Raw genomic sequence first — 347 nt, forward strand, 5'->3', positions numbered from 1 at the left:
CGGATTGGAACGCGGCGTGTTGTTTTGCGCGTTGTCGTCACCGTTGTTGTCGAACTCGAAGCCTTGGTCGCCAGAAGCGCCTTGAGCCACGATCACGAACTGGGCACGACCACGCCAGCCATCGGTGTAATCCATGGAGTCATCGTCGTTACCGGTCAGAACCAGGTGACGCACGTCGACCGTACCACCGAACATTTCAACACCGTCATCGGCGTTGTTGTGGACCTGAACATAGTCAACGAAGGTGTCGTTGCCCACGCCCTGGAAGGCGATACCGTTCAGCTCGTCACCGGAGTTCACGCGGAAGCCAGCGAAGAGGACCTGCGTGAAGGTGATGCTGCCGGAGT

At 58.5% G+C, this 347-nt stretch carries 1 pseudogene; it reads right to left on the reverse strand.

The window, feature by feature from the left end:
• Positions 1 to 347, reverse strand: a pseudogene (locus tag RMQ97_RS15495) (hypothetical protein); the annotation flags it as partial.

This window comes from Maricaulis sp. D1M11, assembly GCF_047308265.1.
Taxonomy (GTDB): Bacteria; Pseudomonadota; Alphaproteobacteria; order Caulobacterales; family Maricaulaceae; genus Maricaulis.